A 13713-nucleotide genomic window follows, 5' to 3' on the forward strand; every position below is an offset into this window, starting at 1 on the left:
CCCACTCCTTGTCCGTCAGCTGTCTCCGCGTCATACACACCGGACTACAGGACCCGCCCCCGAAGCGAGGGCGAATCCCGCAGATTGATCACGACCCGATACAGGCCCTAGCCCTATCCATCGGGTCGTGGCTGTCCGTACTGCGATATCGAGGAGGCGACCACCGCAGCCGTGGGGAAACGTTATTGGTTCGGCGTGTCTGTGAAGGGTCGCCAGGTGTGGGGGTGGGTGGGGAAGCGGGAGGAGAGGATGTCGGACTGGATGGTGCCGTCCAGGATGCCGGTCAGGTAGGCGGCGAAGCCGAGCTCGTGGAATTCCCAGCCTTCGCCGCGGGCTTCGTTGACGAGGATGGCGTAGTCGGCGGGGTTCTGGCCGGGCAGGATGCGCCAGAACAGCCATTCCCCGTTGTCCGTGGTTGCCCAGGGGATGATGCGGCTGCCTTCGGGCTCGAGCTGTGCGGGCTTGTCCTCGAAGTCGAAGAGGTCTTCGTAGGCCTCGTCTCGTTCGGCGGTTGCTTCGAGCAGGTCATAGTGCTGGTTGGGGGAGGCCGGGGCGAGAACGTAGAGGTAGTTGTCGACGTTGCCGCCTCCGGCCTGCTCGATGAACTCTTTGTAGTCCGAGGGCAGGGGGGCGTGCAGTTCCGCTTCGATGGCCGCCCAGTCCGGTGACGGGATGGAGACGGTGTCTGCGGCCAGTAGTTCCTTGAGGCGGCGTACCTGCTCGCTCACGTGGTGTGTCCTCCCTGGAAGAAGCTTTTCGGTTCGTTGGGGATGTAGATGCGGTTGGTTCCGGTGGTGGCGCCCTTGGGCATGAACTGGAACCCGTCGGTGCCGTGGGCTTCCAGCCAGACGCCCTCGGGGATCACACTGTTCCCCTTGTAGACCGGCGTGGCGGAGTATTCAATCACCTCGCCACCGTCGACCGCTCTGCGGATCTGGGTCTCATAGCGCCGCATCATGGGGCTGTTGGCGTAGCGGTGCATGGTGACGAAATTGCGCGGGTCCTTGTTGGAGCCGCCGAGCTGGGCGCCCAGCAGGTGCGCGCGGTTGTAGCCTGCGTCGCTCTTCCACCCGGCGGGGTCGACCTGTGGGTCGGTCTTCCCGCCCATCATGTTGCGCGCCAGGGTGGCGGTCATGCCCTGGGCCCGCCCGCCGGGGCCGAGCTCGCGGTAGTGGACCCGCCCGCCCCAGGTGACGTCCTTTTCGTTGCAGGGGGCCAGGCCCAGAGGGTCGGATTCGGCGCGCGGGTCGGGCACATAAGCGACCGGGTTGGGGGCGGGGGCCAGGCCGAGCGGGTCGGGGGAGACGTAGCGAGCGGTCTCGGGGTCGTAGTGGCGGAAGTAGTTGTAGTGGAGTCCGGTCTCCGGGTCGGCGTACTGGCCGGGGAACCGCAGGGGGGTGTAGGCGGTGGCGCTGGCGGCGTTCCAGGCGGTGGCGCCCCAGGCGGTGGGGCGACAGCGCCAGGCGACGTGGCCTTCTTCGTCGACCAGTTCGGTGGGGGTGCCGATGAGGTCGGTGATGATGGCGAAGAAGCGGGTGTCGAACTCATCCTGGGTGCGGGGCCGGCGCTCGTACTGGGTCAGGGGGCGGTAGCCGTCGTAGTCCCAGGCCACGGACGTGCCGGTGCAGGTGTGGGTTTCCTCGGCCAGCCGGGTGCCGTCCCAGGCGAAGAGGGTCTCGTCGTGGACGTGGCCGTCGCTGGTCTGCCGGTATTTCGCGGTGCGGCGCCCGAGCGGGTCATAGCGGTAGTGCCAGGTGGTCCCGTCGGGTGTGGTGCAAGTGGTCAGCCGGTCCTCGGCATCCCAGGTGTAGCGCCAGATGTCCGGTTTGCGGGACAGGCGCTTCTTGATGCGTTCCACCAGGTCCTGTATCGAGTTGTGATCAATGAATGGTCCGGGCGAGGTCCCTGATCCAGATCATGGAGGCGCGGAGATGGAGTCCGGCGAGGCGGCTCTCGGGGGTCTTGTCGTAGCGGGTGGCGATGCCGCGCCATGCCTTCAGCCTGTTGATCAGGCGCTCGACGGTGTTGCGGTCCTTGTAGAGCTCGGCGTCGTGGGTGAGGGGACGGTCGCCCCGGCGGCCCTTCTTCTTCCGGTTGGCGGCCTGGTCCTTCTTCTCCGGGATGACTGTCTTGATGCTGCGTTTGTGCAGGTAGGAGCGGTTGCCTCGGGAGGAGTACGCCTTGTCTCCGGCGACCGCGCCGGGCCGGGTTCGGGGACGGCCGACCGGGAGGCGAACCCGCACCTTGTTGAGCACGGGGATGAACTGCGGGCTGTCGGCGGCCTGTCCGGCGGTGAGCGTGAGGACGAGCGGTCTGCACTTGCGGTCGGCAGCGACATGGACCTTGCTGGTCTGCCCGCCCCGCGAGCGGCCGAGCAGGGCGGCCTTCAGGCGGAGCTTGCGGCGTCGCCGGACGCGTCGCCGTTCGACCCGCCCGGCCTCGACGTCGGTGTCCTGCCCGACTTGTTCCTTGCTGTCGCCCCTTTGAGCAGACCTTCCAGCAGGTTCTCGAAGACCCCGGCGTCCCGCCACTGGCGGAACCGGTTGTACACGGTGGGCCAGGCGCCGAACTCGGCCGGCGTCTCCCGCCACTGCGCGCCCGAGCGGAACTTCCAGAGCACACCCTCGAACTGCTCGCGCAGTTTCGTGGGGTACGGCCCGTACTCGCCGATCGGCAGGTACGGCTCCACGTACCCCCACTCCTTGTCCGTCAGCTGTCTCCGCGTCATACACACCGGACTACAGGACCCGCCCCCGAAGCGAGGGCGAATCCCGCAGATTGATCACGACCCGATACAGGCCCTAGACGTCGGTGCTCCGGGCGAAGGCGACCAGGTTGGTGAAGCCTTCGGGGGTGAGCATGAGGGCGGGGCCGGTGGGGTTCTTGCTGTCCCTGACAAGCACGATGCCGTGAGCGACCGCGTAGGCGGGGGACCACTCGACACAGTTGCCCTGATCGGGACCGCTGTAGCTGGACTTGACCCACAGTTGGGGCTTGGCGTTCACCACGTGCCCGTCCGCCCTTCTATTCCGCCGGTCGTGTGGGTTTCAGCAGAAGTGCTTCTGGATCTCGTTCGGAGGGACACCTGATCGCTTGAACTGGGAGCACAAGTGAGCGGCCATGGTGACGAAATTCGCAGCCTCGCGATCGCTCCCGAGGGCTCTGGTTGCCTCTCCGGTGGACATGTTCATGGAGGTTCCTTCGATGGTGACCCCATTGATTTCGCTGGCGCGGACGACGTCATTTTCCGCGTCCGGCGTGATGGCCCACCTCTGGGTGCCGTCAACTGTGCCCTCGTAGTAGGAGAGTCGGCCATCGCTCCTCACCAGCTTGAGGCGGAAGTTGTCTGCCATTTTGTTTCCTCTCTCTCGGAATCCGCATCTCTCACGGTCGTAACGTCCCCCCGTGCCGCTCCGCCGCCAGCGCTACTTCCAGGAGGCCGGCATCAGTGCCTCGGTCCGTTACCAGTTGTAGTCCCACCGGGCAGCCGTCCGGCGTCATGCCTGCGGGGAGGCTGGCCGCCGGGTGGCCGCTCAGGTTGAAGGCCCAGGTCAGCGCCGTGGAGTACAGCTCGCCTGGGCCCTCGTGGCCATGCGGGCGGTTGGGGGTGGTCGGGGTCAGCAGGAGGGGTGTGCGGGCGAAGAGGACGGCCAGCCTGCGGTTGTTCTCCGCCCGTACCCTCGCCGCCCCGGCAATCTCCGCCGCGTCGCTCCCGCCGCGTATCGCCAGCCATGCCGCCCGGGGGTCCAGCAGCGTGAACTCGCCTTCCCGCGGCTCCAGTCGGATGACGCCCGCCGCCTCCAACCGCGCCACCGCGCACCGGACAACCGCCGCCACCTCCGGGTCGACCTCGGCGAATCCCAGGTCCGGTGAGAACACCGCAGGTACCGGTAGTTCCGTCAGCGTCCTCTCGTGCGGTCCGGTCAGCACGCACCGCAGATACGTCTGCGCGTCCGCCACCGACCGGGTCAGTACCCCCGCCGACGCCAGGCCCGTTCTGTCTGGGGACGGCAGCAGTCCGTTCGTCGTCTTCAGGCCGAACACACCGCACCAGGCGGCCGGGATGCGCACCGAGCCCGCGCCGTCGCTGCCCGTCGCCAGCGGCACCATGTCCGTCGCGACCGCCACCGCCGAGCCCGCCGAGGAACCGCCGGGGGTGCGGTCGGCGCGGTACGGGTTCAGCGTGCGGCCGTGTCTGCCCCGGCCCCACGTCTGCCAGTAGGTGCCGGGACCCGGAACCGCTGTTGAGCCGACCGGGATCGCGCCTGCCGCGATCAACCGCTCCGCCGCGTACGACCGGATGCCCACCGGCCCTTTCACCGCGAACGGCAGCCCTGAGAGGGGGAGTTCGGTGACGTCCCGCGTTCGTCGCACGGACCTCGCCCGCTCCCGGGCTTCCTCGTCCCACACCTCGGTGAACGCGGACAGCTCCGGATCCAGCCGTTCGATCCGTGCCAGAGTCGCTTCGATCTCCCCCATCACCCCTCCTGCTTCCGCAGCGCGGCCTCCATCACCGCCCGCGCGATCGGGGCCGCGTCGCCGCCGCCGCTGATGTCCGTGCGGTTCGCCTCCGCGTCCTCGACCACCACCGCCACCGCGACCGCCGGCTGCGTCGCGCCGTCCGCCTGTGCCCAGGCGATGAACCAGGCGTACGGCGTACCGGAGTTGCCGAGGCCGTGCTGCGCCGTGCCCGTCTTGCCGCCTACCGTCGCTCCCTCGATTGCCGCGTTCGTGCCCGTGCCCTCCTCGACGACGTCGATCATCATCTGCCTGAGCTGCCCTGCCGTGCCCGCGCTCATCGACTGCTCGTACGTCCGCTCGCGGGTGCGCGAGATGACGTCTCCGTCCGACCTCATCGTCCTGTCCACCAGGTAAGGGCGCCTGAGTTCACCGTTGTTGGCGACCGCTGCCGCAACCATCGCCATCTGCAGAGGAGTCGCTGTCGTGTCGAACTGTCCGATCGAGGAGAGCGCCAGCTGATCGTCGCTCATCCGGGTGTCGAAGTTGGACTTGGCGACCCCGGAGGGAATCTTGAGCCCCGTGTCATTGAAGCCGAACTTCTCTGCCGTGTCAGTCATCCCGGACAGTCCGACCTTCACACCGAGCCCCGCCATCACCGTGTTGCACGACCAGGTGATCGCGTACTCCAGCGACGCGTCGTCGCACCCCGTCGCCTCGTTGGGGAGCGTGGTGGTGGTGCCCGGCAGGACATAAGGCTCGCGGATGCCCGTCGGGGCGCCGATGTCCGTGACCGCACGCGAATCGAGCGCGGCCGCCGCCGTCACGATCTTGAAGGTGGAACCCGGCGGATAGGTCTGCCTGATGGCCCTGTTGAGCATCGGCTGCGTGCGCTGGGCGTTGAGGCGGGACCAGGCGTCGATGACCGGCTTTCCGGTACCCGAGAGCTGTTGCGGGTCGTATGACGGGCTGCTGACCAGCGCCAGGATCTTGCCGCTCACCGGGTCGAGCGCCGCGACCGCGCCCCGGCGGCCGGCCAGCCCGCCGTACGCGGCCTGCTGCATCGACGCCTTGATGGTGGTGGCGACCCGCCCGCCCGGCTGCCGGCTGCGGGTGATGTCACTCCAGAAGGGGATCGGGTCCAGCATGGGGTCGATGCCCGAGAGGACGTCGTCCTCGGCGTTCTCGATCAGCGTCGTACCGTAGGTCTGGGATGCGTAGCCGGTGACGGGCGCGTACAACGGGCCCTGCTTGTAGGTGCGTTCGTATCGAAGTTGCTGTCCGGTGTCGGCCGATCCGGTCACGGACCGCCCGTCGACAAGGATGTTGCCGCGCGGCTGCTCGTAACGGGCAATGGTCTGGCGGCGGTTGGCGGGGTTGTGGTCGAACGACTCGGCCTGGAAGACCTGGACGCGCGCCGCGTTGGCCAGCAGCGCGAGGAGCAGCAGCAGGCAGAAGCCGGCCGCCCGCCTGATGTAGCGGATCACCGCTCACCTCCCGGCATCGCCTCGCCGCCCGGTGTCCCGCCGCCCGGTGTCGCACCGTCGCCGGGCAACCCGCCATGGCCGCGCGGGGCTTCGCCCGTCGGCGTGGCACCGTCCTCTCCCGTACGGTCGGTTCCCGCCGTCGGCGCGACGACCCCCGGTTCCACCGCCTCCGGACGCGGACTGCGCGCCGAATTGCTCAGCCGGATCAGCAGCGCCACGATGATCCAGTTGGTGACCACGGACGAGCCGCCCTGCGCGAGGAACGGCAGCGCCATGCCGGTCAGCGGGATCAGCCCCATCACTCCGCCCGCGATGACGAAGACCTGGAGCGCGACGATCGAGGCCAGCCCGACGGCCAGCAACTGCCCGAAGGAGTCGTGCAGGGCGAGCCCCGCCCGGTAACCGCGCGCCACGAGCAGCGCGTACAGCATGAAGATCGCCGTCAGACCGACGAAGCCCAGTTCCTCGCCCGCCGTGGCGAGGATGAAGTCCGACTTGGCGGCGAAGCCGATCAGGATGGAATCGCCACGGCCAAGACCCGTACCGAAGAACCCACCGGCGGCGAACGCGAAGAGGGACTGGGCGAGTTGGCCGGGTCCGCGTCCCGCGTAGATGGAGGCGAACGGGTCGAGCCAGTCCTCGACCCGGCTGTGGACGTGGGGTTCGAGCGAGCCGACCACATACGCGCCGACCACGGCCAGCAGCAGCCCGACCGCGATCCAGCCGGTGCGCCCCGTCGCCACGTACAGCAGGATCACGAACAGCCCGAAGAAGAGCAGGGACGTACCCAAGTCCCGTTCCAGGATGAGGACGATCACGCTGAGCAGCCAGATCGAGACGATCGGACCGAGCAGCCGGCCGGTGGGCAGTTGGAGCCGCCGGATCTTGCGGCCGGTGTACGCGAGGGCGTCGCGATTCGCGGCGAGGTAGGCGGCGAAGAAGACCGCGAGCAGGATCTTGGCGAACTCGCCCGGCTGGAAGGAGAATCCGCCGACCCTGATCCAGATCTTGGCGCCGTTCACGGCAGGGAAGAAGATCGGCACGATCATCAGGCCGAGCGCTGTGGCCACCGAGAGGTACGCGTACCGCCGCAGGACACGGTGGTCGCGCAGGAACACCACGACGGCGATGAACAGCGCGACCCCGAGCGCGGACCAGATCAGCTGAGCCGGCGCGGCCCGGTCGTGCGGGGTCTCCAGGTCGAGTCGGTAGATGAGCACCAGACCGAGGCCGTTGAGGAGGACCGCGATGGGAAGGAGCAGCGGATCGGCGTACGGCGCGCGCAAGCGGACCGCGACGTGTGCGAGGAGCGCGAGCAGCCCGAGGGACGCGCCGTACTTGGCCGCGCCGGGCGGTACGGCGTCGGCCTTGGCGAGGCCGACGCTCGCGTAGCCGAAGACGGAGATGAGGACGGCGCAGACAAGGAGCGAGAGTTCCACACCCCGGCGCTTGGGGAGGCGTAGCTCGGGCGGGGGAGCGTCCGCCGTCTGTGCGGTCATGACAGGCAACGTAGCAAGGTGACATGCTTTATGTCCGTTTATCTAAAGACAAAAGGCATGTCGAAAACCGGTCCAACTCGATGGAGCCGGCAGTGCGAATGGTCACCGGGGGTGATCGGCGGTGGGCGCCTCCGGGGCCGGGGCCGGAGGGAGGGCCAGCCGTGCCACCGCCCCGCCCGCCGGATCGTTGCCGAAGGTCAGGACCGCGCCGATCGCCGCGGACTGCCCGAGAGCGATGGTCAGCCCGAGGCCGTGGCCCCTGCCGCCGCTCTCGGTACGGAACCGCTGGGGCCCGTGTTCCAGCAGATAGGCGGGATAGCCGTCGCCGTGATCGCTCACGGTCACCTCCGTGCCCTCGACGGTCAGGACGATCGGGGGCCGCCCGTGCTTGCGCGCGTTGGCGAGGAGGTTGCCGAGGACGCGCTCCAGGCGGCGGCGGTCGGTCTCGACGTAGCCGTCCCTGACGACCACGACGCGCACCTCTGCGGTCTCGGGCGTCGCTTCCTCCTCAGGTGTCCCGGGCGTTCGCGCTGTTCCGGTGGACCCCGTCATTCCCGTCGCACCCATGCCGGAAGCTCTGACAGCTCCCTCGACCATCGGAGCCAGCGCGTGGACGGTCAGTTCCACCTTTTCCGTACGGGTGTCGAGGCGGGAGATCTCCAGCAGGTCCTCGGTGAGCGCCCGCATCGTCCGCACCCGTTCCCGCACCATCTCGGCGGGGCGGCCCTCCGGCAGCAGTTCGGCCGCGGCGGAGAGGCCGGTCAGTGGTGTGCGCAGTTCGTGGGCGACATCGGCGGTGAAGCGCTGCTCTCTCAGCAGCTTGCCCTGGAGCGTCGAGACCATGGTGTCCAGTGCGCCGGAGACCGCCGAGACCTCGTCCTGCAGGCGTGAAGGGTCTTTCGTACGGGGGTCGTTGACGCGCGCGTCCAGATCGCCCGCGCTGATGCGCCGCGCCACCTGCGCGGTCAGATGCAGCCGGCGGGTGATGCGGGTGACGGCGAACGCTCCCACCAGCAACGTGACGCCGATGGCGAGTGCGGAGGAAGCCAGGATCGACCGGTCCAGGTTGGCGATGGTGGACTCGCTGAGGGAGTAGTCGACGCGCGCGGCGAGCGCCTTGCCGTCAGCGGGGCCCGCCGCCCACATGATGGTCCGGTGCTGGAAGCGGGCGACCTTCGTGCCGCGCTCGCCGTCCGTGGCGAGAGTGCGCAGTGTGCGGGGCATCCCGGGCGGGTCGATCCCGGAGAACCGGGGGAGGGGCCTGCCCGCCTTGTACGCGTCGGTCACGTCGTCAAGCCGGGACAGGGCCGCCGCTCGGGCGGACGCGACGGTCTGACGGGTCACCAGTACGTGGACCAGGGTGCCGAGCAGCGCGGCGAGCATGCAGCACATCACCGTGATGAAGACGGCGGCCTTCCAGGTGAGGGTGGCGGTCCAGCCGGGCAGGCGGGGCCGTCTCACGGGGTGGCCGCCGGGCCGCTGACCTGCGCCTGCGTGGGTGCGTGTGCGTGTGCGGACGCCTGTGCCGGGGCTGTTGTCCGGCCCGGCACAGGGGCCGGGGCCGGTTCTGGCGGGCCGGACACCGGGCTCGACGGGGAGGGTGAGTGCGTGGGGATGATCTCCTCCCGCGCGGGGAGCATGACCTTCTGCCTGGCGTTCCAGGACCAGGTCGTCCGGTACTCGTTGCCGGGGATGCCCGCCGAGACGACCCGCACGATCAGGTCGCGGTTGGCCAGCTCGACGGCCGTGATCTGGTCCGAGGTGGTCATGATCCTGGTCAGGCCGCCGCGCTCGGCCCGGTAGCAGCGCACGGCCAACTGCTTGTCGGGCAGCGTGATGCCCACGATCAGTTCGTCGCGGCCGTCGCCGGTCAGATCATGGTGATAGGGCCTCAGCACCGGACAGGCCGCCGGCGTCACCGCACAGTCGGCGAGCTGCGCGACGGTCTGCCCGGGAAGCACGGTGGGATCGGTGTCGATCGCGTTGCTGTCGGCGTTCTCCGGCTGGGCGCGGGCCTCGGCGCGGACGACGGCCACGGGATCCACGCGATGGACATCGTCGTCAGGCACCCTGACACCGGGGACGCGCTCCTTGTCGCTCTCCCCGAAGTCGATGGGCGGCGCGGAGATGGGCGGCAGGTCGGGCCAGAGCGGCACGGGCCCGAGCGCCGCCCGGGTCGGGCCCGCGCTCTGGAGGCCGCCCTCGTTGACACACGCGGACAGGGAGAAGCACAGCGCGGCGGCAATGGCCGCCGGGACTGCTCCGGCTGCGACGCGGTGAGTGGGCAAGGTGCTCCCGGAACGCATGGGTTTCGTTCCGCCACCTTATGGGGGATATGCCCCCATTTCCCGCTGTGCTCGCCCACGCGAGGCGTCGCGCCCGCACGGATCATCGCCCGCGCGAGCCGCCCGCGGTACGACCAGGCGCCGGGCCGCGCGCTCCGCCGGGCCGCGCGCTCCGCCGGACCGCGCGAGGCGGGGTCAGTTCTGGTACGGGTTCTGACCCTGGCCGGGGTTCTGCACCTGTCCAGGGCCGTACGGCTGACCGCCGGCCTGTCCGTACGCCTGCCCCTGCGCCGGTCCGTACCCCTGACCCTGTCCATAGCCCTGCGCCGGACCGTGACCCTGCGCCGGAACGAAGCCCTGCCCCTGGCCCTGCGCCGGTCCGTACGCCTGGCCCTGGCCCTGCATGGCCGCGCTCTGAGCCAGTACCTGGTCCGCCTGCTCCTTGGTTATGCGCTGCTCCTCGCCGCAGAACGTGCACTGCGACGCGTACTGCGTCGAGATGGGGAAGAGCGGCACGAAGAACAGCGTGAATTTGACGACGCGCTTCCGCAGTGTGTGCGCCGAGGGATTGCCGCACCGGCCGCAGACCAGCGTCAGTATCGCCAACTGGTAGAGGTAGCCTCGGGTGCCGAAGATGATCATGACTGAATTTCCTTCCCCCATGGATCGCGCGCTCTGGGAAGAGTGTGGCGCACGCCTGTGACAACTGGTCAGCCAGGTCCGTGAGTTCTTGCCAGCAGGGGCGATCGCTGTTCCCATGGTGCGGGGGTGGTGCGGCATGACGGGACCTCGGCTGCGTGTGACGGCGGCGCGCTGGTACGGCCCGGAGCGGTTGTACGTCACCCGGGTGGACGGCGCGAGCGTGGTCGCCTGGTACGACAAGGAGACCGCACGCGTCAGCCTGCTGCCCGGCGCCGCGCGCGACGAAGTGCTGGCCGCTCTCGCGCCGTACGTCACCGGAGAGGTGACCGTAGGGCCGCCGCCGGTACCGACCGCCGCCGATCTCGCCCGTCTCTCCCTCCACCCGGACGACGACCTGGCCCCCAACCGCCCCGGTGAAGCCCTCCACGCGGAGCTGGAGGAGTCGGAGGGGCCGGATGCGTCCCGGCAGTACCCTCGCGGGTTACGGCGTGGCTCCCGCCGGCCGGATGAAGGCCCCAGGGACGCGCTGCTGGCGGCGCACCAGGCGGTGGGTGAACAGCTCGACCGTTTTGAGGGCGCTGGATGGCGCGTGGTGCACGCGATATCCCCGCCGGGAGCCACTGCCACCGCCATCGACCATCTGGTGATCGGTCCGGCCGGTGTCTTCGCGGTCCACACGCTCGCGGCCGGCAGGAAACGCGTCCGTATCGCCGACCCCTTGGTCAGAACGGGCCGCGGCGAACCGCTCCCGCACCTGCGCCGCGCCCGCCGGGCCGCCGAGCACGCCTCCCTGGCCCTGGCGACGGCGGTGCGGCCGGTGCTCGTGGTGGTCGAGGCGTCCCGGCTCGACGTAGGGCCACCCTCTCGCGGTAGGACCGCGTCCCCGGACGGTCCTGCGCTCACGCCCGTACGGATCCTGCACGACACCGAGATCCAGGCACTGACGGCGCTCACGGGCGTACTCAAACCGGCGGACGTCGAGTCCCTGTACGCGACGGCGCGCGACCGCCGCACCTGGACGCGCCTGTAGAGCCACGACGGTCCGCGGAGAGCACCGGAGGGCCGGCCAAGCCGTCCAGAGATCCAGCCCCCGCTCGGCCCAGCCGCCCGCTCGGCCCAGCCGTGCGGGGTCAGCCCAGCCGCCCGGCCAGTCCGGGATCGTTGAGCGGCGCGAGCAGGTCCCCGTACCGCTCCAGCCGTCCCGTGAGGTCGTCCAGCCGGAAGACGAGCTGACCGGCCGCCGTGCAGCTCGCGATCTCGTCCCAGCTCACCGGCGTGGAGACGGTTGGCTCCGGCCTCGCGCGCAGGGTGTAGGGGGCGGCGGTGGTCTTCGCGGCGGCGTTCTGGCTGTGGTCGACGAAGACCTTCCCGGGCCGCAGCGCCCGGTTCATCCGGTGCACCACCAGTGCGGGCAGCGCCGCCTCCGCCTCGACGGCGAGCCTTTTGGCGTACGCCGAGACATCCGTGGACGGTGTCGGTTCCAGCGGCGCGAGGACATGGAGCCCCTTCGAACCGGACGTCTTCACGCAGGCGTGAATGCCGTCCGCGTCCAGCCGCTCACGCAGCCAGAGCGCGACGCCGCAGCACTCGACGGCGGTGGCGGGCGGGCCGGGGTCCAGGTCGAGGACGAGACGGTCGGCGAGGGCCGGAGTGGCGGCACGCCACTGCGGGGTGTGGAACTCCACCACCAGATTGGCCGCCCACATCAGCGTGGCCAGATCGTCCACCACCACCTGCGGGGCGGCCCGCTCCCCGCCGGAGCGCGGTACGTCGGCGATCCGTACCCAGCCGGGGGTGCCGGGCGGCGGGTTCTTGGTGAAGAAGTGCTGGCCGCCGGGCCCGTCCGGATAACGCAGGAAGGAGATCGGGCGGTGGGCGACATGGGCCAGCAGAGGGCCCGCCGTACGGGCGTAATAGTGCAGGACCTCGCCCTTGGTGGTGCCGGTGGCGGGGTACAGCACCTTCTCCAGATTGCTGAGCGCCAGCCGCCGCCCCTCCACCTCTGTGATCGGCGTCATACGATGAGAATCCCATAGATTCGCTGCATGTCGGATGAAAGGGATGAAACGTGCGATCCATATGGAACGGCGCGATCTCCTTCGGTCTTGTCAGCATCCCGATCAAACTCGTGAACGCCACCGAGAATCATTCGGTCTCCTTCCGCCAGATCCACAAGGACGACGGCGGCCGCATCCGCTACCGCAAGGTCTGCGAGCTGGACGAGCGTGAGGTGTCGTCGGCGGAGATCGGCAAGGCGTACGAGGACGCCGACGGTTCCATGATCCCGATCACGGACGAGGACCTGGCCACGCTGCCGCTGCCGACGGCGAAGACGATCGAGATCGTCGCGTTCGTCCCGGCGGCCGAGATCGATCCGCTCCAGATGGACGCGGCGTACTACCTCTCGGCGAACGGCGTGCCCGCGGCCAAGCCGTACACCCTGCTGCGTGAGGCGCTGAAACGCAGCAAGAAGGTGGCCGTGGCGAAGTTCGCGCTTCGGGGACGGGAACGGCTCGGCATGCTGCGGGTGGTGGACGACGTGATCGCCATGCACGGCCTCCTCTGGCCGGACGAGATCCGCCGGCCGGAGGGCGTCGCACCGGAGTCGGACGTCACGGTGCGGGACGCCGAACTCGACCTGGCCGACGCCCTGATGGCCACCCTCGGCGAGGTCGACATGGATTCTCTCCACGACGACTACCGGGAAGCGGTCGAGGAGATGATCGCCGCCAAGGCGGAGGGCGAACCGGTGCGGGGGAAGGAGCCGTCGGGTGAAGGCGGCGGAAAGGTACTCGACCTGATGGCCGCGCTGGAGAACAGCGTGCGCGCGGCGAAGGAGTCGCGGGGCGAGGACGGCGAGGGCGGCGAGAGCGGTGAGCACGCCGGGGTGACCGAACTCCAGGGCAGGAAACAGCCGCAGAAGCGCACGCCGGGCAAGCAGGCGAAGAAGACGGCCCCTGCGAAGAAGACGGCGGCGGCCAAGAAGAAGACGACCCCGCAGAAATCGGCCTCGGCAAAGAAGGCAACCAGTCCGGCCAAGAAGTCGGCGCCGAGAAAACGGAAGTCGGCCTGAGGCGACGGCCGCGGCCCTGGCCGTCCGGCAAGGCGTGACGCCGATCGGCGGCGGCCACCCACCTGCTCCGGCACCACTCCGTCACCGCTCCGGCAATGAGGACGCCGCGACGGGAAATACCTGTCCACGGCCACCCCACCGGAGCTGGTAGGGTTTCTCCTGTCGCCACACCGGCGACACGCCCCCGTAGCTCAGGGGATAGAGCATCGGCCTCCGGAGCCGGGTGCGCAGGTTCGAATCCTGCCGGGGGCACTCAATTGCTTGGTGTA

12 protein-coding genes, 1 tRNA gene and 2 pseudogenes are annotated in these 13713 nt (G+C 69.5%); 3 read left to right on the top strand and 12 right to left on the bottom strand.

Going from position 1 to position 13713, the window contains the following annotated elements; translation table 11 throughout:
• Nucleotides 1-182: 182 nt before the first annotated feature.
• The 11 genes and pseudogenes from ACIP6N_RS26600 to ACIP6N_RS26650 form a co-directional block, all read right to left on the bottom strand.
• A complete protein-coding gene (locus ACIP6N_RS26600; RefSeq protein WP_401819590.1) occupies nucleotides 183-728 on the bottom strand; it encodes an SMI1/KNR4 family protein in 546 nt (181 codons plus the stop codon).
• A pseudogene (locus ACIP6N_RS26605) lies at nucleotides 725-1861 on the bottom strand (RHS repeat-associated core domain-containing protein); the annotation flags it as partial. The pseudogene ACIP6N_RS26605 and the gene ACIP6N_RS26600, both read right to left, overlap by 4 nt.
• Before the next feature lie 19 nt (nucleotides 1862-1880).
• Nucleotides 1881-2728 (bottom strand): annotated as a pseudogene (locus ACIP6N_RS26610) (IS5 family transposase).
• Nucleotides 2729-2801: 73 nt separating this feature from the next.
• Nucleotides 2802-3008 (bottom strand): DUF397 domain-containing protein, encoded by a 207-nt coding sequence (locus ACIP6N_RS26615; protein ID WP_401819593.1) that lies wholly within the window; start codon nucleotides 3006-3008, stop codon nucleotides 2802-2804.
• 39 nt (nucleotides 3009-3047) lie between these two features.
• Entirely contained in the window at nucleotides 3048-3353 is a 306-nt protein-coding gene (locus ACIP6N_RS26620) for a hypothetical protein (RefSeq protein WP_401819596.1), read from the bottom strand.
• A 31-nt stretch (nucleotides 3354-3384) separates the two neighbouring features.
• Nucleotides 3385-4479 carry an amidase gene (locus tag ACIP6N_RS26625; RefSeq protein ID WP_401819599.1) on the bottom strand — a complete coding sequence of 365 codons (1095 nt, stop codon included), beginning with the start codon at nucleotides 4477-4479 and terminating at the stop codon, nucleotides 3385-3387.
• A complete protein-coding gene (locus ACIP6N_RS26630) occupies nucleotides 4479-5945 on the bottom strand; it encodes a penicillin-binding transpeptidase domain-containing protein (RefSeq protein ID WP_401819602.1) in 1467 nt (488 codons plus the stop codon). The genes ACIP6N_RS26625 and ACIP6N_RS26630 overlap by 1 nt, the downstream gene beginning before the upstream one ends.
• Nucleotides 5942-7444 (bottom strand): FtsW/RodA/SpoVE family cell cycle protein, encoded by a 1503-nt coding sequence (locus tag ACIP6N_RS26635; RefSeq protein WP_401819604.1) that lies wholly within the window; start codon nucleotides 7442-7444, stop codon nucleotides 5942-5944. The genes ACIP6N_RS26630 and ACIP6N_RS26635 overlap by 4 nt, the downstream gene beginning before the upstream one ends.
• A 102-nt stretch (nucleotides 7445-7546) precedes the next feature.
• Nucleotides 7547-8905, bottom strand: coding sequence for a sensor histidine kinase (locus ACIP6N_RS26640; RefSeq protein WP_401819606.1), 1359 nt, complete (start codon nucleotides 8903-8905; stop codon nucleotides 7547-7549).
• Nucleotides 8902-9732 carry a hypothetical protein gene (locus ACIP6N_RS26645; RefSeq protein ID WP_401819608.1) on the bottom strand — a complete coding sequence of 277 codons (831 nt, stop codon included), beginning with the start codon at nucleotides 9730-9732 and terminating at the stop codon, nucleotides 8902-8904. Before ACIP6N_RS26645 ends, ACIP6N_RS26640 begins: the two co-directional genes overlap by 4 nt.
• A 192-nt stretch (nucleotides 9733-9924) precedes the next feature.
• Nucleotides 9925-10371 (bottom strand): zinc-ribbon domain-containing protein, encoded by a 447-nt coding sequence (locus ACIP6N_RS26650; RefSeq protein WP_401819609.1) that lies wholly within the window; start codon nucleotides 10369-10371, stop codon nucleotides 9925-9927.
• 136 nt (nucleotides 10372-10507) lie between these two features.
• Here ACIP6N_RS26650 and ACIP6N_RS26655 point away from each other — a divergent pair, with 136 nt between their 5' ends.
• Nucleotides 10508-11401: a nuclease-related domain-containing protein gene (locus ACIP6N_RS26655; RefSeq protein ID WP_401819611.1), complete on the top strand. Its 894-nt coding sequence runs from the start codon at nucleotides 10508-10510 to the stop codon at nucleotides 11399-11401.
• A 100-nt stretch (nucleotides 11402-11501) separates the two neighbouring features.
• Here ACIP6N_RS26655 and ligD read toward each other — a convergent pair whose 3' ends face one another.
• Nucleotides 11502-12389 (bottom strand): non-homologous end-joining DNA ligase, encoded by an 888-nt coding sequence (gene ligD, locus ACIP6N_RS26660; protein ID WP_401819613.1) that lies wholly within the window; start codon nucleotides 12387-12389, stop codon nucleotides 11502-11504.
• Between the two features lie 50 nt (nucleotides 12390-12439).
• On the opposite strand from ligD, the gene ACIP6N_RS26665 reads away from it, so the two are divergent.
• Both ACIP6N_RS26665 and ACIP6N_RS26670 read left to right on the top strand, forming a co-directional pair.
• Nucleotides 12440-13444 carry a Ku protein gene (locus ACIP6N_RS26665; RefSeq protein WP_401819614.1) on the top strand — a complete coding sequence of 335 codons (1005 nt, stop codon included), beginning with the start codon at nucleotides 12440-12442 and terminating at the stop codon, nucleotides 13442-13444.
• A gap of 180 nt (nucleotides 13445-13624) precedes the next feature.
• A tRNA-Arg gene (locus tag ACIP6N_RS26670) sits at nucleotides 13625-13696 on the top strand.
• The last annotated feature ends 17 nt before the right edge of the window (nucleotides 13697-13713 follow it).

It is taken from the genome of Streptomyces sp. NPDC088725 (genome assembly GCF_044751305.1).
Taxonomy (GTDB): Bacteria; Actinomycetota; Actinomycetes; order Streptomycetales; family Streptomycetaceae; genus Streptomyces.

Coding starts and splice junctions, on each gene's coding strand:
- ACIP6N_RS26625 (WP_401819599.1), bottom strand. CDS start 4,479: ATGGGGGAGATCGAAGCGACTCTGGCACGGATCGAACGGCTGGATCCG.
- ligD (WP_401819613.1), bottom strand. CDS start 12,389: ATGACGCCGATCACAGAGGTGGAGGGGCGGCGGCTGGCGCTCAGCAAT.
- ACIP6N_RS26635 (WP_401819604.1), bottom strand. CDS start 7,444: ATGACCGCACAGACGGCGGACGCTCCCCCGCCCGAGCTACGCCTCCCC.
- ACIP6N_RS26655 (WP_401819611.1), top strand. CDS start 10,508: ATGACGGGACCTCGGCTGCGTGTGACGGCGGCGCGCTGGTACGGCCCG.
- ACIP6N_RS26650 (WP_401819609.1), bottom strand. CDS start 10,371: ATGATCATCTTCGGCACCCGAGGCTACCTCTACCAGTTGGCGATACTG.
- ACIP6N_RS26620 (WP_401819596.1), bottom strand. CDS start 3,353: ATGGCAGACAACTTCCGCCTCAAGCTGGTGAGGAGCGATGGCCGACTC.